The 26,379-nt window shown below is 34.7% G+C and carries 20 protein-coding genes; 10 read left to right on the top strand and 10 right to left on the bottom strand.

The genetic code is table 11. The features are described 5' to 3' along the window. Positions 1-146 precede the first annotated feature (146 nt). From IEV72_RS04385 to IEV72_RS04360, 6 genes are all read left to right on the top strand, one after another. The gene (locus IEV72_RS04385) at positions 147-5,441 is read left to right on the top strand and encodes a fibronectin type III domain-containing protein (RefSeq protein WP_188457880.1); all 5,295 of its coding nucleotides are present in this window, start codon (positions 147-149) and stop codon (positions 5,439-5,441) included. Positions 5,442-5,512: 71 nt separating this feature from the next. Beyond that, entirely contained in the window at positions 5,513-6,532 is a 1,020-nt protein-coding gene (locus IEV72_RS04380; RefSeq protein WP_188457879.1) for a glycosyltransferase family 2 protein, read from the top strand. Further along, the gene (locus IEV72_RS04375) at positions 6,532-7,494 is read left to right on the top strand and encodes a YbbR-like domain-containing protein (RefSeq protein ID WP_188457878.1); all 963 of its coding nucleotides are present in this window, start codon (positions 6,532-6,534) and stop codon (positions 7,492-7,494) included. Before IEV72_RS04380 ends, IEV72_RS04375 begins: the two co-directional genes overlap by 1 nt. After that, the gene (gene coaE, locus IEV72_RS04370) at positions 7,495-8,091 is read left to right on the top strand and encodes a dephospho-CoA kinase (RefSeq protein WP_188457877.1); all 597 of its coding nucleotides are present in this window, start codon (positions 7,495-7,497) and stop codon (positions 8,089-8,091) included. A 67-nt stretch (positions 8,092-8,158) separates the two neighbouring features. After that, positions 8,159-9,724, top strand: coding sequence for a sensor histidine kinase (locus IEV72_RS04365; RefSeq protein WP_188457876.1), 1,566 nt, complete (start codon positions 8,159-8,161; stop codon positions 9,722-9,724). 4 nt (positions 9,725-9,728) lie between these two features. Beyond that, positions 9,729-10,451, top strand: coding sequence for a response regulator transcription factor (locus IEV72_RS04360; protein WP_188457875.1), 723 nt, complete (start codon positions 9,729-9,731; stop codon positions 10,449-10,451). Positions 10,452-10,493: 42 nt separating this feature from the next. Here the strand turns inward: IEV72_RS04360 and miaA are convergent, their stop codons facing one another. From miaA to IEV72_RS04310, 10 genes are all read right to left on the bottom strand, one after another. Next, positions 10,494-11,420: a tRNA (adenosine(37)-N6)-dimethylallyltransferase MiaA gene (gene miaA / locus IEV72_RS04355; protein WP_188457874.1), complete on the bottom strand. Its 927-nt coding sequence runs from the start codon at positions 11,418-11,420 to the stop codon at positions 10,494-10,496. After that, entirely contained in the window at positions 11,421-12,251 is an 831-nt protein-coding gene (locus tag IEV72_RS04350; RefSeq protein ID WP_188457873.1) for an ion transporter, read from the bottom strand. Between the two features lie 19 nt (positions 12,252-12,270). Beyond that, positions 12,271-13,638: an exonuclease domain-containing protein gene (locus IEV72_RS04345; RefSeq protein WP_188457872.1), complete on the bottom strand. Its 1,368-nt coding sequence runs from the start codon at positions 13,636-13,638 to the stop codon at positions 12,271-12,273. Positions 13,639-13,648: 10 nt separating this feature from the next. After that, on the bottom strand, positions 13,649-14,308 hold the full coding sequence (locus IEV72_RS04340) for a YggS family pyridoxal phosphate-dependent enzyme (RefSeq protein WP_188457871.1): 660 nt from the start codon (positions 14,306-14,308) through the stop codon (positions 13,649-13,651). A 12-nt stretch (positions 14,309-14,320) separates the two neighbouring features. After that, positions 14,321-15,559, bottom strand: a complete 1,239-nt coding sequence (locus tag IEV72_RS04335) for a DUF1015 domain-containing protein (protein ID WP_188457870.1) — start codon at positions 15,557-15,559, stop codon at positions 14,321-14,323. Between the two features lies 1 nt (position 15,560). Further along, positions 15,561-16,451: a 3-hydroxyacyl-CoA dehydrogenase family protein gene (locus IEV72_RS04330; protein ID WP_188457869.1), complete on the bottom strand. Its 891-nt coding sequence runs from the start codon at positions 16,449-16,451 to the stop codon at positions 15,561-15,563. A 185-nt stretch (positions 16,452-16,636) separates the two neighbouring features. Beyond that, complete coding sequence (locus IEV72_RS04325; protein ID WP_188457868.1) at positions 16,637-17,602, bottom strand: Gfo/Idh/MocA family protein; 966 nt, start codon at positions 17,600-17,602, stop codon at positions 16,637-16,639. A 341-nt stretch (positions 17,603-17,943) separates the two neighbouring features. Then, on the bottom strand, positions 17,944-19,287 hold the full coding sequence (locus IEV72_RS04320) for an MBL fold metallo-hydrolase (protein WP_188457867.1): 1,344 nt from the start codon (positions 19,285-19,287) through the stop codon (positions 17,944-17,946). A gap of 11 nt (positions 19,288-19,298) precedes the next feature. Further along, complete coding sequence (locus IEV72_RS04315; protein WP_188457866.1) at positions 19,299-19,568, bottom strand: heavy-metal-associated domain-containing protein; 270 nt, start codon at positions 19,566-19,568, stop codon at positions 19,299-19,301. A gap of 223 nt (positions 19,569-19,791) precedes the next feature. Then, entirely contained in the window at positions 19,792-21,018 is a 1,227-nt protein-coding gene (locus IEV72_RS04310; RefSeq protein WP_188457865.1) for an aminotransferase class I/II-fold pyridoxal phosphate-dependent enzyme, read from the bottom strand. A 157-nt stretch (positions 21,019-21,175) separates the two neighbouring features. Here IEV72_RS04310 and IEV72_RS04305 point away from each other — a divergent pair, with 157 nt between their 5' ends. The 4 genes from IEV72_RS04305 (at position 21,176) to IEV72_RS04290 (ending at position 26,355) form a co-directional block, all read left to right on the top strand. Beyond that, positions 21,176-21,640, top strand: a complete 465-nt coding sequence (locus tag IEV72_RS04305) for an Lrp/AsnC family transcriptional regulator (protein WP_188457864.1) — start codon at positions 21,176-21,178, stop codon at positions 21,638-21,640. Positions 21,641-21,763: 123 nt separating this feature from the next. Continuing rightward, the gene (locus tag IEV72_RS04300) at positions 21,764-25,057 is read left to right on the top strand and encodes a TonB-dependent receptor (RefSeq protein ID WP_188457863.1); all 3,294 of its coding nucleotides are present in this window, start codon (positions 21,764-21,766) and stop codon (positions 25,055-25,057) included. A 123-nt stretch (positions 25,058-25,180) separates the two neighbouring features. After that, the gene (locus tag IEV72_RS04295) at positions 25,181-25,783 is read left to right on the top strand and encodes a hypothetical protein (RefSeq protein ID WP_188457862.1); all 603 of its coding nucleotides are present in this window, start codon (positions 25,181-25,183) and stop codon (positions 25,781-25,783) included. Between the two features lie 5 nt (positions 25,784-25,788). After that, positions 25,789-26,355 (top strand): phosphatase PAP2 family protein, encoded by a 567-nt coding sequence (locus tag IEV72_RS04290; RefSeq protein WP_188457861.1) that lies wholly within the window; start codon positions 25,789-25,791, stop codon positions 26,353-26,355. The last annotated feature ends 24 nt before the right edge of the window (positions 26,356-26,379 follow it).

The raw sequence follows: 26,379 nt of genomic DNA, 5'->3' as shown, positions 1-26,379 counted from the left end.
GATTACAATAACCCGCTTTTTTAAAGCGGGTTTTTTTGTAATAAATAGTTTACCTTAAAATTTATTTCTGAAAATAATCTTAAATAATCAAGCTTGTTTTAATTTAAATTTATAAGTTTAGGCAAATAAAATAAATATAATAAATTATGAAATTTAAATTACTAAGTTTAAAGTTCACTTTGTTATCCTTGTTGATTTTCAGCGTAAGCTGGGGGCAATACAGTGGTACAGGTGAGTTTAACAAAATTAACTCGACAGCCGAGTTAGAAGACGGTTATTATGTAATTGCAAATGAAACAGATGAGTTTGCAATGAATAATGCACACACAGGAAGTTTATTTCCTGAAACAGCTATCTCTCCTTCAGGAGATCAGTTAACTGATGTCTCTGTAGCAGATGTCTGGTTAATTGAAAATGATGGTACAGGATGGACCATCTACAATGAAGCTGACGATATTTACGCTTCGTACTCTGGATCTAGTAACAATATTCAAGCTGTTGCTACCGTAGCCGGAGACAACGAAAGATGGACTATGGCGTATGACGATACGGAGTCTTACTTCACTGCAACAAATGCAGCAGTAACAGACCGAGTATTACGTTACAATACAGGTTCGCCTAGATTTGTATGTTACGCTTCATCATTTGGAGATAATTTGCAGTTGTACAAACTTGCATCTGCTTCAACACCAACTGCACCTGAAACTTCAGCACCTGTTCCTACAGAAGATGCAGCGAATGTAGTATCTATTTATTCAGATGCGTATACAAATGTGTCTATTGAAGATTTCGATCCATTTTGGGGTCAGCCAGTAGATCCGCAGGTAAATACTACTTTCGACCCAACAGGTGATGGAACTAATTTTGCTTTAGAATATGTAGATTTTACATACCAAGGTACACAATTTGATTCAGATAATAACAATGCACTAGACCTGTCTGACATGGATTATTTCCATGTAGATATATGGGTGCCAGATGGTACAGACCGACAAGTAAGAGTTTCACCAATAAACTTTGGCACAGGAGCTGGAGAAGTACAAGTTGAAGTGCCTTTAACTCCAGGATCTTGGAACAGCGTAACCTTAGACAAAACGGATTTTACAAATATGACTTGGGACGCTGTAAATCAATTGATTTTTAACGGTCAGTTTAATGGAGATGGTTCAGCCAATACCACCCCATTTAATATTTATTTAGACAATATATATTTCAGTCAAGAGCCTGCTTCAACGGGTTGTGACTATGTTTTTGATTTAACAGATACGTGGGGTGATGGATGGAATGGAAATGCGATGGAAGTTTATTTAGACGGTGTTTTATCTACTACAGTCGGAGCTTCGTTTACCGATGGTGCTTCTGCACAAGAAACCATAACTGTAGATGATGCTGCTCAGATTGAAGTTTTTTGGGTAGACGGCAGCTTCGAAAGTGAAGTAGGATTTACAATAACTAATGGAAATGGTGATGAAATTTTCAACTTGCCAAGTGGTTCAGGAAGTTTATCAGATACTACAATTTATACAAGTGCTGTAGATTGTGATAACTGTACTGCACCATATAATCCAAGCAGTAGTGGCGTTAGCCCAACGGAAGAAGAAGTATCTTGGTTAACTTCAGCCTCAGAAGATGCAGGTTATGAATGGACGGTTGTACTATCAGGAGATCCAATTTCAAATGCCGTAGCTTCTGGAGATGCTACTACTGGAACTTTAACTGCAAATGTAACCGGTTTACAAGCAGAAACAGATTATGACATTTATATTAGTAGTGTTTGTGGGAGTGATGTAGGTAATCCTGTTTTATATAGTTTTACAACGCTTGACTCTTGTTTAGCTCCTGAGAATTTATCAGTTTCTAATATAACAGATACTACAGCAGATTTATCTTGGGATTTATCAGTTAATGCTTCTGATGGGTATGATTACGTGTTAATAACAGATGGATCAACTCCTGACAACTCTACAACTCCAACAGGTAGTGTAGGTAGTGGCGTAGATACTGAAAGTCTTACTGGGCTTACTGAGGCAACCGATTATGAAGCTTTTATTCGTTCTAACTGTGGTGGAGGATCATTAAGTGAATGGTCATCAGCATTAAGTTTCACGACGGAATGTGCTACGTTTACATCACTTTCCGAAAACTTTGACAATAGTGGTACAGATTTACCAAATTGTTGGTCTCAAAGCAGTAGTGATGGCGAATGGCAAGTAGATGACTCTCCAACATTTGGAAGTACTTATACCGATAACACTACTGGAAGTGGTTCGTTTGCATTTGTTGATGCTTCAACATTCAATGGAGCCGCAGACGATATTACTTTAACAAGTCCTTTTGTAGATGTGAGTGGCTTGACTACTCCTGCATTAGAGTTTTATGTACATCATTATAAATCTCAAGGCGATGCAGATAATAGTATTACAGTTGAATTCTGGGATGGAACTGCATGGAATCAAGTGTATTTTGATGATCAAGCTAATGTAGATGGTTGGCAACAAGTACTTATAGACTTAGGTTCATTTACCATTACTGGTGATGTACAAGTTCGATTTATTGTAGACAACACACCTGACAATTTCTACAATGAGATTGCAATTGATGATGTTTCTTTTATAGAAGCACCAAGTTGTTTTGCTCCAACATCATTAGAAACTTCTAATGTAGCAGGAACTAGTTTAGATTTTAGCTGGGATGGTTCTTCAAGCTCTGTAAATGGTTATGAATGGGCGATTATTGATGATTCAGGTGATATTTCAGATGATACCACTTGGATTGATAATGGCTCTACTGATGTGAATACAACAAATGATACATCAGCTTTATTATCGCCAGAAACAGATTATGTATTATATGTAAGAACAGATTGTGATACGGATGGTTTAAGTGATTGGGCATCAATTAGCTTCACAACAACTGTTTTGTGTCCAACGCCAAGCGATTTAGCAACAAATGGTATAGATGATACCTCTGTAAATCTTGAGTGGACTGCAGCAATCTCTGAAACCGCTGGGTATGAATATGTTTTAATGCCTGATGGTTTAGACCCTGTTGATGACTTTGGAGACAATGTAGCTAACGGTACAACTGCTGCTGGGGAAACTACACTTTCCTTAAGTAGTTTAAGTTCAGAAACTTCATATGATTTTTACTTGCGTGCAGTATGTGATGCGGGAGAGTTTAGTGAATACATTTCAGTAAGCTTTACCACAGCATGTTCAGCTGCAACGTTGAATTATGAAGAAGATTTCACAGGATTTACTACCAATATCAATACTTCATCACCTTGTTGGGCTGAAGGAACAGGAATCTTTGATAACGTAACCTTTGGAGGTTGGGGTGGCCAGAATTTTAATAATGATGCTGCCAATCCAAATGGAACTGCTTTGTACATTAATCTATATAGTAGTTCAACTAGTAGTGACTGGGCAGCTAGCCAAACAATCGATTTAGGCGCTGGTAGTGCAGATAATATTTTATCTTATGATGCTTTTGTTAAACCTTGGTCTGGAGATGAAACCGTGACCGATATGGGTAACCATTCTGTACAAGTAGTTATTTCGGAAGACGGTGGTTTAACTTGGGATTTAGCAACCAACAGTGTAGCTACCTACGATAACAATAATATTCCAAATGATTTATCAAATACTGAAGAAGAAATTTCATTGGCAGGATATTCAGGTGTAATTCAAGTAGGATTTTACGCAGAACAAGATGGAACTACTCCAGATTTAAGATTTTACATCGATAATGTTTTTGTAGGTGTACCACCAACATGTGATGCCCCACTTGGTTTAGACGTTTCTAATATTACATTAGATGGAGCTGAATTATCTTGGGATGCAGTTGTTAACCCGGCTACTGAAGATGCATATACTTGGTATGTATTTGCAGAAGGAGATGATCCTGCAGTAGATACTCCTGTAGACTCTGGAGTTACAGATGACACAAGCGTAACCGTTACTGGATTAATGGCTGAAACAAACTATGAATTTTATGTGGATGCAGATTGTGGAGCTGATGGAGAAAGTGAACTAAGTGATGCTTTTTCATTCTTCACAGGATATTGTAGTCCAGTTCATACTAGTACTTTTGATTATGTTGCTTCTTTAGAAACCCTTGGAGCTGTACAAAATGTATCTATTGCTCAAACTGAACAAGGTCCTAACAGCGGTTATCAAGACTTAACTTCAGAAACCATAGAAGCATTTGTAGATTCTTCTTTTGATGTAGAAATTGAATATAGCTTTGATAATTTTGGTGCAAAAGCTTGGGTTGATTGGAATAATGACTTAGAATTTGCTGAAGATGAAGTGATATTTACAGATGAAAATGACGCTGATACAGCAACTTCTGTCTTTACAGTACCAAGTGATGTAACTCCTGGAGATTACAGAGTAAGATTCAGAGCTTACTGGCAAAATAATATAGATCCAGGATCTTGTGAATCAATTACTTATGGAGATGCATTTGATTATACATTAACTGTATCAGATCAGCCAGATCCAGTATTTGCTAACGTTCAGATAATTCACAATTCACCAGATCCAGCCGCTGCATCTGTAGATGTGTATTTAGACGGACAATTGCTACCTGCTTTAACAGGTGTAGATTTTAGAACTGCTAGTGAGTTTTTATTAGCTCCTGCAGGTGTAGACTTTGTAGTAGATGTGGTTCCAGCTGGAGCAGATTTATCAGAAAGTGTGCACACTGAAACCTTCAATTTAATGGAAGATGAGAATTACATCATCGTAGCCAATGGAGTTTTAGATACTGATGCATTTATTAGTGATAATGCATTTGAGTTATCTGTTTATGCAGGCGCACAAACAGTAGCTGCAGATCCAACGCAAGTAGATGTATTGGTGCACCACGGTTCACCAGATGCACCAGCGGTAGATGTAAATGAAACTGATGCTGGAAACTTGGTATCTAATATTGCTTATCCTGAATTTGATGGATACTTAAACTTAGCCGTTGCAGATTACACCATAGAGATTGCGGCAGCAGGAGATCCAGCAGCATTGTTTTCTTATGAAGCACCATTAGCTACCTTAGGAGGCTTTGAAGGCGCTGCAATTACAGTTGTAGCAAGCGGATTCTTTGGAGATGATGCAGATACAGACAATGGCTTTGGATTATGGGTAGCCACAGCAGCTGGTGGTCCTTTATTAGAGTTACCAGAAACAAACATTTCTACAATAGACTTCGATTCAGCTAACTTTACATACTATCCAAACCCTGTAAAGACTAGCTTGACCATTGAAGCGCAAAACAATGTAGAGCAAGTAGAAGTATTCAATGTGTTAGGGCAACGTGTAATTACGCAACGTCCAAACCAAACCAATCCAAGATTGGATATGAATACACTTGAATCTGGAGTATACTTAATGAAAGTAAGCATCAATGGTGCTAACAAAACATTCCAGATTATAAAAGACTAAACTCTTTTAAATATCAAATCAAAATCCCAGTACGAAAGTGCTGGGATTTTTTTATACTTTATATTTACAGCATGGAATATTTGTATTCATTTATTATTCCCGTTTTCAATAGGCCAGATGAAATTGATGAGCTTTTGTCTAGCCTTATCAATCAAAATTTGCAAATCCCTTTTGAAGTGGTTATTGTAGAAGATGGGTCAACTAAAACATGCGACCACATTATAAAAAAATACAATTCAAAAATTCAAATTCATTACTTTCAAAAAGAGAATACTGGACCTGGCGATTCAAGAAACTTTGGAATAAAAAATGCCAATGGAAACTTCTTTCTTATCTTAGATTCAGATGTTATCCTTCCTGCTAATTATTTACAAAATATAGATTCTTTTTTAAAGAAAAACACTACTATTGAATGTTTTGGTGGTCCAGATTTAGCTCATGTAAATTTTTCTAATTTGCAGAAAGCTATCGATTTTACCATGACTTCATTTTTAACTACAGGTGGAATTCGGGGAAATAAAAGGCAAATACAACAATATGAGCCGAGAAGTTTCAATATGGGAATTTCGCAAAATGTATTTCGGTTAACCAATGGTTTTACCAACATACATCCAGGAGAAGACCCAGACTTATCCATTCGTATACAAAAATTAGGCTTTCCAACTGTTTTTCTACCAAATGCAGGTGTGTATCATAAAAGGAGAATTTCTTGGTATAAGTTCTTTCAACAAGTCTACAAATTTGGTTTAGTTAGGCCCATTCTATTCAAAAAACACAAAAGCAGTTTTAAACTGAGCTATTTTTTTCCAAGCATTTTTTCAATAGGATTATTATGTAGTTTCTTACTGTTGTTTATAGGTTATCCAGCGCTTTTTTTTCTGTTTCTTTTGTATATGTTATGCTTGGTTTTAGTTTCATTTATGAAGTATAAATCCGTTACTATTTCGCTATTTGTTATCTTGGCGGTAACTATACAATTTGTAGGATATGGTTTTGGTTTTCTAAAAAGTATATTTTATTTTCATTTACTAAATTATAAACCCCAAAAACAATTTCCATTTTTATTTTATAAAGGAAACAACACTTTTTAATGACAAAGATTGATATAAATAAAAAGAAGATTACAAAATCATTAAGCCAAACCAATTGGAAAGCAATTTTGTTTTTTACAACATTTACATTTTTGTTATGGATTATACTTCAATTTACCAAAACACATAATGTTGATGATGAAATTAGCATTGCTTTTTCAGATGTTCCAGTAAAAGAGATACTTTCTGTTCAAGAAATTCAATTGCCTATAAACATTGAGCAAACTGGCTTTTCACTTTTTAAAAAACAATTTATTGATGGTAAGATTGTATTTCCTATAAACGAATTACAAAAAAAAGATTCGGTTTATGTATTTCAAAGCAGTTTGTTTATTACTCAAATTGCAAAAAAACTCAAACTATCTACCGAAGAATTTAGTGTTACCAACAAAGAAGTTATTATTCCGTTTGATGTAAAAGCTACTAAAAAAGTTCCGATACATAGCAATATAGAAATCAATTATGCCAAATCTTATGCTAGTTACAAAGGCGTTCAGATCAATCGTGATTCGGTAAACATTGCTGGACCAACAAATGAAATAAAAGGCATAAAAAGCATAGAGACAGAAGAACTTATTTTGAAATATGTCAGAAAGAATTCATCCGGTGAATTGCCATTGTTGAAACCTTTTACAGATGCGGTTGCCCTTGAATTTGATAAAGTAGATTATGCTTTTGAAGTTGAAAAATTTTCAGAACAGAGTTTTAATTTACCCATACAATTAAAAAATGCTCCTGATAACTATCAAGTAGAATTAATTCCAAATAGCATAACTATCAAGTTTCAATCTAGTTTAGACGAATTAGAAAATATTAATGAAGAGGATTTTCAAATTGAATGTAACTTCAATTCTGCTTTAAGTGAAGCTTCAATTTTAGTACCTAAATTAACGGAAAAACCCAAAAAAGCAATCCGTATTCAACTTACACCCAACCGAATTGAATATATACTCAGAAAATAAATGAAAACAATAGTTATTGGTATTACTGGCGGAATTGGCAGTGGTAAAACCACTGTAGCTAATTTTTTTAAAGATTTAGGAGTTCCAGTATTTATTGCAGATGAAGAAGCAAAACGTTTAATGAGTACATCTATTAAATTGAAGGAACAAATTACTGCCAACTTCGGCAGTGAAGCTTATAAAGATGGACAATTGAATCGGGAATATTTAGCCAGCAAAGTCTTTAATCATAAAGAAGCTTTAGAACAGCTAAATAAGGTAGTTCATCCAGCTGTAGCTGAAGCTTTTTTAGAATGGAAAAACAAACAAGATTCAACACTAGTTGCTTATGAAGCTGCTATTCTTTTTGAAAAAAATAGACAGGAAATATGCGATTATACCATTTTGGTAGTTGCTCCTAAAGAAACTAAGGTACAACGCATCCAACATAGAGACAATGCAAAGCGTTCTCAAATTGAAGCAAGAATGAGTAACCAATGGACAGATGAACGCAAAATGAAATTAGCTGATTTTATAATAAAAAATGAAGAATTAATAAAAACAAAAGAAAAAGTGCAGGATATTTATAAATATTTAAAGAATATTCATAAAATTTAAATTATTTTGCAGTTAATATTTTCTTAAAGCAACAAATGTTAAAAGCCTTAAATTTTACATTTGGGGTATGAATAAAAAGCTTTTTCGACTATTAATTGTTTTGATGAGTATTTCCTTGATTGGAATTATCTTTGTCCAGGGATATTGGATTAAAAATTCTGTTGAAAGCAGCGAAGAACAATTTTCAATTTCGGCTAAACAAGTATTAATCAATGTGGCTAGAACCGTTGAAAATGAAGAGATTGACAAATATTATTTTGAAGTGGCTGCCATGGCAAATTCAGCCAACGCTTTAGATACACAATTAAGTGAACTCTTTCATGTAAAAGATAAAGACGAATCCAGCGAATATTATGTGTATTCAAATTCAATTTTGCAGGAAGATTACAAAGTTTCTTCTCCATTTCTTTACGGTGACCAAGATAGTATTGAATTTAGAAAGTTGGTAAATAGAAAAGTAACCCGAGTTGTTCGAAAAGAAGGTTTAGACGATAAACAACTTTCTGCAATGGATCGGTATGAAAAAATCCAAAATATGGATAGGGAAGAACGCTATTTAATGCGTGACGCTATTCAGGAAGGAGCGAGTATGCTGCCAATACATCAGCGCATTAAAGTAGACCATTTAAAAGCCTTAATTAAGGAACAAGTAAAACAGCGAAACTTAACTTCAGACTTTGAATATGGCATTTACAGTAACGATTTACCAACCAAAGTACGTTCTGAAAATTTTGTTTTAAATTCTCCTTCAACCTACGGAGTTCCTATTTTTCAATCTAAAAACAAACAAGACAACTATAAACTTTTTATCAATTTTACCGATAAAAATAAAGAGATCTTGTCATCGGTTTCAAAAATGGCAATCATCTCTATCATCTTCACCATAATTATTGTGTTGGCCTTTTCTTCAGCTATAAGTCAACTTTTTAAACAACGTCAGATTTCAGAAATAAAAACTGATTTTATCAACAACATGACGCATGAATTCAAAACACCAATAGCAACTATCAATTTGGCTTTAGATTCAATGAACAACCCTAAAATTGGTGAGAATAAAGAAATGATGAATCGCTATCTGAAAATGATTCGCGATGAAAACAAACGCATGCATGCGCAAGTGGAAAATGTCTTGCGTATTTCTAAATTAGAACGCAACGAATTGGATATAGACAAAGACAGGCAAAAATTACACGATTTAATTGATGCGGCAGTAGGTCATGTAGATTTAATTGTGAAAAATAGAAATGGTTATATTCAAAAGCACTTAGAAGCAAACAAATCTTCAATTCTAGCCAACGAGTCGCATTTTACCAACGTTATTGTAAATGTGCTGGATAATGCTATTAAATATTCACCAGAAGAACCAAAAATTGACATTTTTACTGAAAACGTAAAAAATTACATCATTCTAAAAATTACCGATCAAGGTTCAGGAATGAGCAAAGCAGTTCAAAAGAAAATATTCGATAAATTTTATAGAGAACATACCGGAGACGTGCACAACGTAAAAGGCCATGGCCTTGGTTTGGCGTACGTTAAACGTATTGTAGAAGACCACCACGGTGAAATATCCGTAGAAAGTGAAAAAGGAGTCGGAAGCTCCTTCATTATTAAATTACCCTTAATATCTTAAACATATGGAAACTGAGAACAAAAAAATCTTACTAGTAGAAGACGATCCGAATTTCGGAATTGTATTGAAAGATTACCTTACCATGAATGATTATGACGTGACCCACGCCAAAAATGGAATGGAAGGATTTGAAAAATTCAAAAAAGGAGATTACGATTTATGTATTTTAGACGTAATGATGCCTTACAAAGATGGATTTACTTTAGCTAAAGAAATTAGAGAGAAAAACGAAGACATTCCAATTATCTTTCTTACAGCAAAATCCATGAAAGAAGACGTATTAAAAGGTTATAAAGTAGGAGCAGACGATTACTTAAATAAACCTTTTGATAGCGAGGTATTGTTGATGAAAATAAAAGCCATCATGCAACGTAAAGCTAGCGATAGCATTGCCGATAGCAAGCAATTTGAGTTCAATATTGGAAATTTCCATTTGAATTCTAAACTTCGTTTCTTAACCTTTAAAGATGATGAGCCTATTAAATTATCTCCAAAAGAAAATGAGCTTTTACGTTTGTTGGCTTTACATGAAAACGATTTAATGCCACGTGAATTGGCGCTTACTAAAATTTGGAGAGACGATAATTACTTTACATCTAGAAGTATGGATGTGTATATCGCCAAATTGAGAAAATACTTAAAAGTAGACGATTCTGTTGAAATTTTAAACATCCACGGTGAAGGTTTCCGTTTGGTGGTTAAAGGATCTGACGGAAAAACAGCATAAGCAATTGCAAACTGCTTTTCAGTTTCAAGTTACACAGGCAAATTAATTTGCCTGTGTATTCTTAACTTCAATTTGTTGAATAATAGTTTCAAGTGGAGTTTGGTAATCAAACCAAATTACATCTTCTTCTTGATTTTTAAACCAAGTCAATTGTCGCTTGGCAAAGCGCCTTGTGTTTTTTTTGATTTCTGAAACAGCTTCAACTAAGGTGCAATTTCCTTCTAAATAGTTAAATAGTTCTTTGTATCCAACCGTATTGAGTGCATTTAAGTTTCGGTGCGGGAAAAGTTTTTTGGCTTCATCAAGCAAGCCATTTTCCATCATGATATCTACGCGTTGTTCAATCCTGCTGTAAATAATTTCTCTTTGAGCGCTTAAGCCAATTTTTAAGGTAGTGAAGTTTTTATCCTTCTTCTTTTGTCCTAAAAAAGAAGAATATGCCTTACCCGAAGCACGATAGACCGACAAGGCACGAATCACTCGTTTTGGGTTGTCAACAGCAATGGAGTTATAAGTTTGTAAATCTACTTTTTTCAGTTCAACTTGCAAGTGAGCTAAGCCTTTTTCTTTCAATTCTTGATTTAATTTTTCTCGAATTTCTTCATTTACTTTAGGAAATTCATCTAAACCCTCAGTAACCGCTTTTACATACAAACCGCTACCGCCCACTAAAAATACTTTATCCTGTTGTTTAAAAAGCAACTTCAGTTTTTTATCAGCATCTTGTTCAAATTTTCCGACGCTATACTGTTCTTCAATAGAAATATGCTGAATAAAATGATGTTGGGCAGCCGCTAATTCTTCAGTTGAAGGAACCGCTGTACCGATATTCATTTCTTTGAAAAATTGCCTGGAATCTGCAGAAATAATTTCAGTTTCAAAATGCTTTGCTAACTGAATAGCCAAAGCCGTTTTACCTATAGCGGTAGGTCCTAAAATGCAAATGAGTTGATTTTTTATAGGGCGCATTTACTTCGTTTTTTTCTTCTTGTCCTTTTTCTTGTTCAAAGAATATCCACAAGCGTGGCAATATTCTGCATGGTTTTGATGTTTGTTTTCCCCACAATTAAAGCAATCTTGCGTATTGTTGTGTAAGCGTTCTTCCTTTACCATTTCTGCTGAAACAATTCCCGTAGGAACAGCAATTACACCATAACCCATCATCATAATAATAGAAGCCACAAATTGACCAATAGGAGTTACGGGATGAATATCGCCATAACCTACCGTAGTTAAAGTAACAATTGTCCAATAAATACTTCGCGGTATGGATGTAAACCCATGTTCAGGACCTTCCACCATATACATAATTGCGCCTGCAATAAATGAAACAATAATTACACTATACAAAAAAGTCAATATTTTGGGCAAAGAATTATTAATTGCCACACTAATTTTTGCACCTGCTCCAGTGAATTTCGCCAGTTTTAAAACTCGAAATACTCGCAATAATCGCAATGCACGTAAAGTGAGCAAAGCTCCCGAACCAGCAAAAACTAAAGAAATATACAATGGGATGGTGCTTAAAAAATCAATGATGCCATAAAAACTAAAAATATACTTGCTGGGTTTTTTGATGCTGATGATTCGCAAAGCATATTCAATAGTGAAAAAGATAGTGATGACCCATTCTGCAATTACAAACCAATCATGGTAAGCCTCGTACAAATAATCTACCGAATCTAACATCACCAATACAAGGCTGATGATGATTACAATGAGCAGGATTACATCAAAAAGCTTTCCTGCTTTGGTGTCTGCTTCATAAATTACCTCGTGGAGTTTTTCCTTCCAAGTCATGAGTTCAAAATTACTGAAATCATTTTAAATGAATTAACTTAATACGTTTTTCATTTTTTCGAATATAGGCTTGCACAATATGTCTTGCATCTCGGTTATCATCTAAAGGAGTAATCACTTGTTGAAGAATTTCAGGGTTTTGAATTTGGTAATTTAAATTGAAAAAGCCCATGCCTTTCAATTCACCATCAGCTACCCAAACCACCGATTTTTCAGACCTGTTTCTACCTCGATCAACCACCAACATATTCTTTCTGTCGAAGCTGTAGCGGTCTAAAACTTGCTGTGCTCTACTATTGTAACTTTCAACCGATTCATCTCCCACGCAAGCGCCTTGACAAACTTTAATGGTATAATTAAAACAGGCTCCTTTGGTTTTGTGTAAGCCACATAAACGCTGGCACAAATTGTATTCTTCCACAATAAAATTCAGCACAGACTTGGCTTGCATACTATTGGTGAAAGTAGTTATAGGTTCAGCTTTTTGGTTGGCCGAACCTATTTTAAATTCAATATAGCCATCCGAATTTACCTTGCTATACAATGCGTGTGTAAAAAGTTTCTTTTTTAAAGCCCGATTGTATTTGGGTTGAATTTTTTTAATTTCCTGATTCTCTTTCAGCAAAGCAATAAGTTCGCTGCCAGTAACTTCTATGTTAATCTGCTCAACTTCTTGTTGAATTTGCCTAGACTTAGGACTATCGTTGGTGAAATGTTGATTAGCTCGCTTTCTTATATTCTTACTCTTCCCGATGTAAATAATTTTTCCATCAGCGTTATGAAAATAATACACGCCCGTTCGTGCAGGCAATTCTTCAATTAAACGGATTAATTTTTGGTCTTTTCGCTTCTTCGGTTTCACCTGAATACTCTCTGAGATAACTTCTTTTGAAGTATCTTTTTGTAACAGCAATTTAAACAATTCTACTGTAGCTAAGGCATCTCCAGAAGCGCGATGCCGGTTGGTAATTGGGATGCCTAAATTTTTCACTAACTTTCCTAATGAATACGAAGGCAAATCAGGCATCAATTTTTGGGATAAATCTACAGTGCAAATGGATTTACGTTCAAACTCAAATCCCAATCTACTAAATTCAGTGCGTAAAATTCGGTAATCGAATTTAGCATTGTGTGCCACTAAAATACATTCATCTGTAATTTCAACAATGCGTTTCGCTACTTCGTAAAACTTAGGCGCATTGCGAAGCATTTCATTATTAATTCCCGTGAGACCAACTACAAAGGATTGTATTTTACGCTCAGGATTGATTAAGCTAATAAATTGGTCTACAATCTTTTCGCCATCAAATTTATAGATAGCAATTTCGGTGATGCCTTCTTCGTTGTACTTTCCTCCGGTAGATTCTATGTCTAATATGGCAAACAAAGGCTATTTTTTAGTTTCGTTTGCCAAAGATAGCACTTCCAATCCGAATCATGTTGCTACCGTGTTGAATCCCTAATTTGTAATCTCCACTCATTCCCATGGATAAAATTTGAAGCTGTGGATGCGTAGTTTTCAATTCGTCATATGTTTTTTTCAAAAAGGAAAATTCCCTTTCAATTTGAGCTTCATCGTCCGTGAAGGTTGCCATTCCCATTAAACCTACAATCTTTATATTTTCAAATTTACTGAGTTGTTCATTCAAAAGTAAAGCCTTTAAATCATCCTTACTCATTCCAAATTTTGAATCTTCTTCAGCGATTTTCAATTGAAGTAAACACCGAATTTCTCGTTCGTTTTGCTTGGCTCTTTTGTTGATTTCCTTCAGTAATTTCAGCTTATCAACCGCATGAATCAAACTTACATACGGTGCCATGTATTTCACCTTATTGGTTTGTACATGCCCAATCATGTGCCATTCAATATCCTTGGGAAGCGCTTCCCATTTGTCCGTCATTTCTTGGATTTTGTTTTCTCCAAAAATGCGCTGTCCAGCTTCATAAGCTTCCATTACATCGGCATTGGGTTTGGTTTTGGAAACCGCAACCAAAGCTACGTCCTCAGGAATTTTAGCTAAAAAGGTTTTGATGTTTTTTGAAATATTTACTGACATAATTTTCAATTCTTAAAATTCGTGAATACAAATCCCACTTCGTAATTTGGGATCGATGTAAGTACTTTTGGGCGGCATGCTTAAACCTTGGTCGGCTATTTGCTTCACTTCTTGCATCTGAATTGGCAACATACCAAAACCAACCGCATATTTATTAGCGTCTACTTTTCCTTTTACATAAGCCATGTCTTTTTGAGCTGGAACGTAAGTTACACGCTTGCTATTTTTGAAATTTTGAATTCCTAATATGGGTTTTAAAATGAAGTTATTCAAAATTTGCGCATCCAATTCATCTAAAGCATTGTTGAATGTTTGGTGATTTTTCCGAAGATATAAAGAATAAAATTCACCATCCAAATACATACTAAAATGATGTTTATAGGTTGGCTTGTAATATTCTTGCTTTCGGTTTTCTATTCTGAAATATTCGTCCAATTGGATTAAAAATTCTTCTTTGCTTAATCCATTCAAGTCGGTAACTAATCTGTTAAACTCCCGAATTTTCAATTGATTCTCTGGAATTAAATAGCTTAAAATGAAGTTATAAGCTTCATCTCCAGTATGTTCTTCATTTTCAAGTGCCATTTCATTAGCAAGCATAACCGAAGATGAAATACGATGATGTCCATCAGCAATATACAAATGCGAAATTTTATCTATGGCAGTTTCAATTGCTTCAATTTGAGCCGAATCTTTTATAACCCAAACATAATGCGTTTCTCTAGAAGTCGTGGTAAATTCGTATTCCGCTCGATTTTGAATAACTTCAGCAGTAATTTCATCTAATTGATTTTGCTTAGGATACGTCAACAAAACAGGATCGGTGTTGAAACGAACCGTTTTCAAATAATCTGTAAAAAGTGAAACCCGCTTCGATAAAGTTTCTTCGTGGAGTTTGATTTTATTTTGATTGTAATCTTCTGCATGACAGCAACCTACAAAACCTGAAAACACATCACCATTTCGGTAATGAATTTGGTGCAACAAAAAAACGGGCTGTTCTTCGGTTTTGAAAATTTCATCTTCTTTAAATTCTAAGAAGCGATTTTTTACCAAACTAAAGCGTTGTTTTCCTGCAATTTCTTTTTTGTATTTGTAACCCGGATTTACAATGTGCAAAAAAGAAAACGGATTGTGTTCCAATCGAGCTTCGCGCTCTTTTTTAGTATAACTTTCATACGGACGCGAAGCCACCAAACTCACTTTGGTTCGGGTGGGTCTTGTAGCTTGAAATGCACAGAATTTAGGCATTTTAGTGGGTAAATTGACTAGAAACAACTTCCGCTTTTCTGCTTTCGCTGTAATCGTAAAAACCTTCACCTGATTTTACACCCATTTTTCCTGCTCTTACCATATTTACTAACAACGGGCAAGGTGCGTATTTTGGATTTTTGAATCCGTCATACATTACTTCCAAAATAGAATGACACACATCCAATCCAATAAAGTCAGCTAATTGTAGCGGTCCCATCGGATGCGCCATGCCTAATTTCATTACGGTATCAATTTCTTGAACGCCAGCAACTCCAGTATACAATGTTTCAATGGCTTCATTGATCATCGGCATTAAAATTCGGTTGGCAACAAAACCAGGATAATCGTTTACTTCGGTTGGAACTTTTTTCAAGTTTTTAGCCATTTCCACCACTTTGTCGTTGGTTTCGTCTGAAGTATTGTAACCACGAATGATTTCAACCAATTTCATGATCGGTACCGGATTCATAAAATGCATGCCAATTACTTGATCTGGTCTAGAAGTTACCGCTGCAATTTTAGTAATGGGAATCGATGATGTGTTGGTTGATAAAATGCAGTTTTCTGGACATATTTTATCTAAACTTCTAAAAATATCCAACTTGATTTTTTCATTTTCTGAAGCTGCTTCAACTACTAAGTCGGCTTGCTTTGCTCCATCTTCTAATTTCGTAAAGGTTGAAATATTTTTTAAGGTGGAAGTTTTTTCTTCTTCACTAATTTTTTCCTTAGCCAGCATGCGGTCTAAGTTTTTAGTGATGGTAGCTAGACCACGGTCTAAATTTTCTTGACTTAGGTCTACTAAACTTACTTGGTATCCAAATTGTGCGAAGGTGTGGGCAATTCCATTTCCCATGGTTCCTGCGCCGATTACGGTTATATTTTTCATGTTATGTTTGTTTTAATTTTCCTATCCCTAGCCCTTTCCAAAGGAAAGGGGACTTTTTTCCTTTCTCTAACTTTTTCCTATCTGTAACTCTTTCCAAAAGAAAGAGAATTATATTTTTTCAAAGTATTAATTGAATAATTATCCTTCTAACTTCTAACTAGTAGCTACCAGCTAAAAGCTAACGGCTATTTCCCAAAGGCTTCAATCACTTGCATGGCCACTTTTAAAGCTTTGGTACCATCTTCTAAATTGACGATGGGTCTTGTTTTATTTGTAATGGCATCGGCAAAGGTTTCCAATTCGTCTAAAATGGCGTTGTTGCTTCCTACATCTGGATTATCGAAATAAATTTGTTTTTTCACACCTTCTGCATTTTGCAAAATCATATCGAAATCGCCTGGATTTTCTGGAGCATCTTTCATTTTAACTACTTCAATTTGCTTTTCTAAGAAATCGACAGAAATGTAGGCGTCCTTTTGAAAAAACCTAGACTTTCGCATATTTTTTAATGAAATTCGGCTTGCGGTTAAATTCGCGACACATCCATTTTCAAATTGAATTCGTGCATTAGCAATATCGGGTGTTTCTGAAATTACCGAAACTCCTGAAGCATTGACCTGTTTTACATCTGATTTTACCACGCTTAAAATCGCATCGATATCATGAATCATTAAATCCAAAACAACGGGCACATCGGTTCCACGCGGGTTGAATTCTGCTAAGCGGTGCGTTTCAATAAACATCGGGTTTCCAATTTTAGAAATCGCTGCTCGAAATGCTGGATTGAAACGTTCTACATGTCCAACCTGACCTAAAACTTTGTGTTTTTTAGCCAGTGTAATCAATTGTTCTGCTTCTTCAACGGTATTGGTGATGGGTTTTTCTAAAAACACATGTTTTCCTTTTTCAATAGCCATTTTAGCCATTTCAAAATGAGAGAGCGTAGGCGTTACAATGTCAATAACATCTACTTCTTCGAGTAATTTATTATAATCTGAATAAAAGGAGTAACCGAAATCTTTTTCAATTTCTTTCGCATAATCAGGGTTTACATCGTAAAAACCAACTAATTTATATTTGGGAGATTCGTTGAGTAAACGCAGGTGGATTTTTCCTAGATGTCCCGCGCCTAAGACGCCAATTTTAAGCATAAGTTTTGCATTTCCTACAAAGGTAGCATTCTTTTTTAGTTTCCATAAAAAGCTTGTGTTTTTTAAAGATTGCTTAGGATTTGAAGGAATGCAAAAATTTGATATTAGATATGAAGAGCCTGTCTGTGTGACCTTTTTAGGTAGTTTAAATGGTAGAAGTTTTAAAAAGTTAGATAATAAAAGTTGGATTGTAGAAGTTAGCAGTAGTGAAGCTTATTGAATTGGAATACAATTTCAATTTACCCATACTTACAAAATAGAAAACCCTAAATTAGCAGAACATTGTTCAGTTAATTTAGGGTTTTCTAAAATATAAAATAGCTTTAAATGAAGCTTTTAAACTAAAAATCTTCAATAGCAGAACTTAAATCATATACTTTACTGCCTTTTAATTTGGCTTCTAAAATACTCGCACCAGCAGCACTTCGGTAACCGCCTGCACAATGAACCACAACGTGTTTATTAGGCTTAATTTCTTCAGCAGATTTGCGTAAATCATTTAATGGGTGATTATCAGAAGATTCAAACTTTACTTCGTTTTGATGTTCGCTTTTACTGCGAATGTCAATGATGTGGTATTGTTCTTTATTGGCTTTAAACTCTTCAACATCCAATACTTCAGTAGAAACTAATTTGGCTTCTCGACCGATTGTTAATACCGCTTCAATTTGTTTTTCGTAGCCAATTTTTGCAATTCTACTTAAAATACTTTCAATGTCACTCACACTTTTTACTACTACATAAAACTGTTCTTCGGGTTGAATAATCGCACCTAACCAAGTTTCAATTTTATCGCTTTCGCTTCTAGCCATAATATTGAAACTTCCTTCAAAATGACCATTCTTGAAATCGGCTTCATCTCGAACATCTACAATTGGCAGCTGCTTTTCAATAGTATTGGTGTACAATTTCAACGGAATTCCGTTTGTGCTTTGTTGAAAATTGGCAGCTCCTTTTTTATTTATATCCACATTAAAACCGAAATAACTCGGAATAAACGGTTGATCTTTTAAAATTTCGTTGACAAACTCTTCTTGAGTTTGGTCTTGAAACGCCCAGTTTCCAGTACGTTCGTTTCCTAATGTTGAGCTTGCTGCATCACTCATGTTTTTACCACATAAACTTCCTGCTCCATGAGCTGGATAAATCAAGACATCATCTGCTAAGTCAGTGAATTTCTCTTGTACGGTTTTATACATGGCTTCTGCTAATTCTTGGCGTTTGGCTTTCATGTTTCCCGCTTTTTCACGTAAATCGGGTCTACCTACATCGCCAATAAATAAAGTGTCTCCAGTAAATAGCGCTTTGGAATTGCTGTTTTTATCGGTAACATAAAAACTAATTCCATCAGGCGAATGTCCTGGCGTATGGATAGCTTTTACTGTAGCATTTCCAAATTCAAATTGATTTCCTTCATCAAAAGCTTGGTGCGGATATTCAGCACCAACCATTTTACTCACATAAATTGTAGCTCCCGTTTCTTGGTGAATTTGTAAATGACTACTCACAAAATCAGCATGCGGATGCGTTTCTAATACTGCAATTATTTCAGCATCATTTTCTTCTGCAAATTGATAGTAGGGTAGTGGGTTTCTGGCTGGATCTATTACAATTACTTTTTGTTTGCTCAGTATAGCGTATGAATAATGCGCTAAAGGCGCATCTTCAAATTGTTTGATTTTCATAGTTTTTTTATTTAATTAGACATTCTTCCAGTTGCACAACTAACAAAGGATTTTGCTTTACTACTAAAGGCATTTTTATCGCCTTCTACAGGATAACCTAAATTAAGCAAAGCTTTCTTTAAAGATGCTTCTACATCAGTTTTAGTTACTTTTACACTGACGATAGAAGTTTCTGGATTTACTTCTACTTGGTTAACTTCTTGTATGCTTGAAAGTTTTTTGGTTATGCTGTTAGCACAACCGCCACACTTTAAATTTTGTACTTTAAAATTCAGTTCCATGTAATTTATTTTGTACAAAAATACAGAATAGACACAAAAACACATGTAACTAAAGTTACGTTTCTAAAATGGAAGTTGATTTGAAGCGAAAACTACAGCTATACTAAGCTATTCGAAGTTGTAAACTTCGCATTTTCTTTGTGGTTTTATGTAATGAGTACATAAAAAAAGCGAAGTCTTAGACTTCGCTTAGCGAATAATTAAGCTAAGTAGAAAAATTAGCCTAACAAAGATCTAAACTTTTAGGTACACCAATTACACCACAAGCTAGTAAGCATTTTTCAATTTGCATTGCAGTGCGTTGTATATCGTGATCTAGTCCGATGGAAAAGCGAACAAGTCCAGAAGAAAGTCCCATTTCTTTTTGTTCATCTTCGGGTATTTCGGAAGAAGTAGAACTTCCTGATGCTGTAAATAAAGTTTTATAAAAACCCAAACTCACTGCTAAATAGCCCACATTTTCATGTTGCATAAGCTCCATTAGTTCAGTAGCTTTTTCTAAAGTTCCTAAATCTAAAGTGAATAAACCGCTACACCCAAATTCAGTATTTGCCATTTTTTTAAAAGTAGGATTTCCTTGGTGACTCATCAGTCCAGGATAAGCACATTTCACTCCTAAATTTTGAAAGAATTCCGCTAAATACAATGCATTTGCACTGTGTTTTTGCATTCGGATAGGTAATGTTCTAAGGTTTTTTAATATGGATGCTGCTCGTAAACTATCCATGGTTTGACCCAACAACATTCCGGCTCCATGATTTACATCTTTTAAGCTTTCTATGAATTCTGTGCTAGCACAAACCGCTCCGCCAACTGCGTCTGAATTTCCATTGATAAATTTGGTTAAACTATGAATAACTACATCTGCCCCATGATTTGCTGGCGTAATACATAAAGGCGTAAAAGTATTGTCTACTACCAAAGTTAGATGGTGTTTTTTTGCAAGTACAGAAAGTGCCTTAATATCTGCAACTTCTAATAAAGGATTGCTTAGTGTTTCACAGTAAATTACTTTGGTTTGTGGTTGGATGGCTGCTTCAATGGCTTCGATATTGGTTATATCTACAAATGAAGTTTCTACACCAAATTGGGGTAAAAAGTGTTTCATAAAAGCATAGGTTCCTCCGTAAATAGTTCGGCTAGAAACAATGTGATTTCCTTGCTTACAAAGCTGCATAAGTGTTGTACTTATGGCGCCCATTCCAGAAGCAAATACTTGAGCAGATGCAGTATTTTCCATTCGGGCAAGTGCTTCTGCTAAATATTGTGTACTTGGCGAACTATGTCTTGAATACAAATAACAACCTTCTTGTTCTCCCTCAAAAGTATCCATCATAGCTTTTGCACTCATAAAAGTATAAGTAGAAGAATCGGATATAGACGGATTTACTCCGCCAAATTCGCCAAAAAATTGTAAGTCTTGTATCTCATTTGCTGGTTGATGTGCCATGATGTGAAATTTTTAAATTCAGTTCAAAAGTGATAAATACCTATAAATAATACTATTTAAAATAATATATTTAGTAAAATAATCTATTTAAGTATATTTTATAGATAAATATTCTAAATTTATCTAGTAATTTTGTTTTAACTGAAAATTTTACAAAATGAAACTAGATACAACAGATAAAATGTTGTTGGAGTTGCTTCAAAAGGATGCAAAACAAAGTGTAAAAGCTTTAGCTAATCAAGTTAATCTTTCGGCAACTGCAGTTTACGAACGCATTAAAAATTTAGAACGAAATCTAATAATTCAACACTACACCATAGCGCTTGATGCTGAAAAAGTAGAAAAGGAATTCTTATCTTTTTGTATGATTCAATTGGATAAACACAGTCAACAAAATCTAATTGAATTCGAAAAGAAAATCCAAGATTTAGATGAAGTTTTAGAATGTTTTCACATTAGTGGTACCTATGATTATATGTTAAAAATCAGGGTGAAAAACATTGCTGAATACAGGAGTTTTATGGTTGATAAGCTTACCGATATTCCGCATATAGCCAACACACAAAGTGCCTTTAGCATAAATGAAGTAAAATCCAACACCGGAATTAAATTGTTAACCTAAAATTTAATTTGGTTATAATTTACTTACGCTAATTTAAAGCATCATTGACTTTTAAGATACCTACCTAAAAGAAATATTCATTTTTTTTGTGTCGTAATTAATAACAATAAAAACACAATGAAAATGAAACAAACTTTACTGTTTTTTATGACGCTATTATCCTATGGCGTATTTGCACAAGGAGTTACTTCTTCTAGTATGCAAGGAACGGTTAACGACGATGCTGGAATTCCTTTAATGGATGCAGAAGTGGTTGCCACACACGTACCTTCTGGTACAAATTATCAAACTACTACTAATTTTGATGGAAAATTTTATTTTCCTAATCTTAGAGTTGGTGGACCTTACAAGGTAGTGGTAAGTTATGTAGGTTTTGAAAACCGAACCTACACGGACATAATTTTAGGTCTTGGACAGAGTTACAACTTAAAAGTGGTGATGGAGAGCGGAGATTTACTAGATGAAGTTGTAGTATCTTCTAAGCGTGGAATTGCTGATCCTTCTAAAACAGGAGCATCAACCAACTTGTCTCGAAAAAAAATCGATGCTTTACCAACCATTAGTAGAAGTATTAACGATTTTACACGTTTAACACCGCAATCTAACGGAACTTCATTTGCGGGTACTTCTAGTCGATTTAATAATTACACTATAGATGGAAACATTTATAACAACAACTTTGGTTTAGGAAGTTCTCAGTTTGCAGGTGGAAACCCAGTTTCTTTAGATGCAATTGAAGAAGTACAAGTAAACCTAGCACCTTACGATGTTAGAACGGCTGGATTTACTGGAGCTTCTGTAAATGCAGTAACAAAATCAGGTGACAACGAATTTACAGGTTCAGCTTACTACTTTTTACGCAATGACCAAATGACTGGAGATTTAGTAGGCGATTTACGTTTGAATAAGGATGATGCCAAAACGGAAATTCAAGGTTTTACTTTAGGTGGTCCAATCATTAAAGATAAATTGTTCTTTTTTGTTTCGTATGAAGAAGAAGAAGAATTGGTACCCAGTTTCAACAAAAGAGCTTTGCGTCCAGGAGAAACTCCAAATAATGTATCTATTTCTCGTGTTCCTGCCAATTTGTTGCAAAATGTTAGAGACAATATGTTGAGTTTATACGATTACCAAACAGGAGCGTTTGAAGGCTACAGCTTTGGTTCAGAGCAAACCCGATTCAATGCGCGTTTAGATTGGAACATCAACAAAGACCATAAATTTATGGTTAGATACAATCGCTACACAGGCTTTAACGATGTTCCCACGAATGGAAACTCTATTCGATTTATAGATACAAGATACAGAAACACTTCAAGAACAGGCATTGAAGCCATGAATTTTAGAAATACAAACTATACTAATGATAGAGAAGTTTCTTCTTTGGTAGGTGAGTTAACCTCAGTAATAGGTAAGAACATGTCTAACCAATTAAATATTGGTTACACGTCTATTCAAGATCCAAAGCGTGGCATTCCAGGCGGGCAGGCTTTTCCATTTATTGAAGTACTAGAACCTGGACCAGCAGGTGATCCATTGTATTACTTTTCATTAGGTAATGAATTGTATACCGTTGGAAATTTATTAGAAAATCAAATTTTTAATATCACCAACGATTTTTCTTACTTCTACAAAGAGCATAAATTTACTGCAGGGGTAAATTTTGAAAGAATGACATTTGACAATGCATTTAATCCAGTGTTTAATGGTTTCTATCGTTTCAACACTTATCAAGCATTTGAAGATGCTATTATTAATAGAGTTCCAGGAGCTTTGCCAGATGCCTTTGCAACAAGCTATGCATTAGACGGCTCGACTACGCCACCTACAGATCAAACTATCTTTAATCAATTTGGGGTTTACTTTCAAGATGAATGGCAAGTTACGGACAATTTGAAATTAACAGCTGGTTTACGTGTAGATTTACCTTTCTATGAAACGCCAATTCCTAGAAATCAACTTTTAGATAATCTAGTTGAAGCAAGAAGAACTTCTGGAAATAGCGAATTTATTTCTGAAAATTGGGGCTTCCAAGATAATAATGGAAATACATTTACCCCAGATGTAAGTCAATTCCCAGATGTTAACCCATTGTGGTCACCAAGAGTAGGTTTCAACTGGGATGTAAATGGAGACGGAACTACACAAGTACGTGGTGGAACCGGAATATTTTCAGGTAGACTTCCATTTGTTTGGTTATCTAATCAAGTGAACGGTTCTGGTGTAGTACGTGGAGGTTTAGGTTTCGAAGGAGATGAAGTAGCTAACTCTGGACTTTTTGGGCCAGGCTGGCAATTTAATCCTGATGTTACTTTTGGTAATCCAGAAAACCCAGAACAAACACTTTCTAACGAATTAAATTTAACCGATAAAAACTTCAAATTACCACAAGTTTGGCGTTCTAATTTAGCGGTAGATCAACAATTGCCCTACGGTATTGTAGGAACACTAGAATTAATGTATTCTCAAGATGTTACTACGCCTATTGCTTACAACGCTGTTTTAAGAGAGCCTGATGGTATATTAAACGGTCCAGATGAACGTCCGTATTGGGAAGGAAACTATTCTAACGACGAACAGTTTAGAAATGTATTTTTATTGACTAATGCTAACAAAAAAGCAGACTACTATTCAGTAACCGCTCAATTTTCAAAAGAGTTTGATAATGGGTTTTCTACTTTTGCAGCATATACACATTCTCGTTCAAGAGACTTAGATGCAGCAGGAGGAAGTCAAGCACAATCTTTATGGGCAAGTACGGTAAAAGAAGATAGAAACAATCCAGAGTTAAGTTATTCAGCTTTCGATATTCCACATCGTGTTATTGGTAATTTAGCATATTCAACAAAAAACACAACCATTTCTGTTTTTTATCAAGGGAGTAATGCAGGTAGATTTAGTTATACCTATTCTGGAAATTTTGGAGATTCATCAAACCGTTTAATGTACATTCCAAACTCTGCATCAGAGCTTAATTTTGAAATTTACTCTGCTGGAGATAGAACAATTACGGTGGCAGAACAAAGAGCTGCTTTAGATGCATACATTAATCAAGACGATTATTTAAGCGAAAACAGAGGCAGCATTGCTGAAAGAAATGGTGTATTGCGTCCGTGGTTACATCGTTTTGACTTGCGTTTGACTCAAGATGTTATTTTAGCTGATAAAAATAAATTGCAATTTTCATTAGACTTCTTAAACTTCGGAAATTTATTAAATTCTGATTGGGGTGTACCCGAATTTGCAAACCAAACCACTTTGTTAAACTACCGTGGAAGAAACGATCAAGGTGAGCCCATTTACAGAATGAACACGGTTTCAGGAACTAGCGAATTACCCACAGAAACTTTCAGAAATACCAATAGTATTGGCGATACGTGGAGACTTCAATTAGGAGTGCGCTATAATTTCAACTAATACATATTGAATTAGCTAAAAAGCCCCATTTTTGGGGCTTTTTTAGTTTTTATACTTTACTTGAAAAATTTTTGTTTCTTTGTGCTTTGTTTTAGTATTCATTAGATAAAATACCTTGAAGATATGCGTTCACTACTTCCTTCCTTTGTTAGATTTCCACTTTACGCTTTGCTTTTATTTTTTAGCACGCTTATGATTAAATTCGATTTTATGGCTGGAGAATTTAAGGAAGATTCGCTTACTGAACGTGCACAAGAAACATTTTTACTTATCGGAATTATAATTTTAGTAATAAGCAGCATTAAATTTGAAGCTTTTCGATACTTCAATAGTATTTTAAGTTTATTCTTTTTAACGCATCTTATTAGAGAATTAGATTCAATTTTAGACAGTGTTTTCGATGGACTTTGGCAAATTCTTGCTTTTAGTGTTGTTGGTATTGCCATTGTAATTTTAATTAAGCACGGAAAGTTATTTTGGAAACAAGTAGCAGAAATACAACACCAATTTGCTTTTGGAATTTTTACAGTTGGATTACTCACTTTACATGTCTTTTCTCGGTTGTATGGAAAAGGAACCAACTGGGAAAATTTGATGGGAGATGGTTACTTTAGAACCATAAAAGATGCATCTGAAGAAAGTATTGAACTTTTAGGATATACCATTATACTTATTTCTATCGGTGAACTTTTTTACCTTAGTAAAAAACAAAATTCAATTAACTAATCTAGATGGTTTTAGACAAAATTCTTGAATGGGATACACAACTTTTTTTATACTTAAACAATTTAGGTAGTAGAGAATGGGATTGGTTGTGGATTATTATTACAGAAAAATGGACGTCTATTCCATTGTATATTTTCTTGTTGTATTTTATTTACAAGAAATTCAATCTTAAAACCTTAGGAATAACATTATTAATCGCTTTGATTTTAGTTACGATAAACGATCAACTAGCAGGATTTTTTAAATACTTTTTTGAAAGACCCAGACCTTGCAACGAAGATTTTATGGAGTTTGCTCGGTTTTCGGCCAAACGATGTGGTAAATTTGGTTTTTATTCTGCACACGCTTCAAGCAGTATGGCGATTGCAATTTTCATCGGTCGTATTTTAAGACCAATTTTTCCAAAAATTTTAATCTGGTTATTGCTTTGGTCTTTTATAATAACTTATAGTAGGATTTATATTGGTGTACACTATCCTGGAGACATTTTGGTTGGTTTTAGTGTTGGTTTCATATTAGGAAACCTTGGGTTTTTTCTTTTTCAAAAGTTTCAACAGAAGTACAACAAATAGCTAAGTTGAATATTCATAAAGCAA

Source organism: Psychroflexus planctonicus (assembly GCF_014640195.1).
Lineage (GTDB): Bacteria > Bacteroidota > Bacteroidia > Flavobacteriales > Flavobacteriaceae > Psychroflexus > Psychroflexus planctonicus.
This window is presented reverse-complemented; position numbering and strand designations above follow the sequence as displayed.